This window comes from Acinetobacter guerrae, assembly GCF_009372255.1.
Classification (GTDB): Bacteria; Pseudomonadota; Gammaproteobacteria; order Pseudomonadales; family Moraxellaceae; genus Acinetobacter; species Acinetobacter guerrae.
In genome coordinates, this window is the sequence record NZ_LXGN01000043.1 from 1 (window position 1) to 240 (window position 240).

Here is a 240-nt window from a genome sequence, read left to right on the forward strand (position 1 = left end):
CGTTTGAGTAATGACACATGATCAAGCTGAATATCAAAAGTGCCATAAAACTTTTTAGAGTTTGAAAATGTTGGTGGGTCAATAAAGATCAAGTCATATTGTTCATGACCTTCTTTGAGCCATTAAAAACAGTCACTGGCAAAGAACATATGTTGTTCATCGGCATGGTCAACTGTGAGACCATTTAAAACAAAATTTTCTTTTGACCAATTCAAATAAGTATTGGATACATCTACGCTC

Annotated in this window: 1 pseudogene; it reads right to left on the bottom strand. The window is 34.2% G+C overall.

What is annotated here, in order from left to right:
* Positions 1 to 240: pseudogene (locus A7A69_RS11655) on the bottom strand (bifunctional 23S rRNA (guanine(2069)-N(7))-methyltransferase RlmK/23S rRNA (guanine(2445)-N(2))-methyltransferase RlmL); the annotation flags it as partial.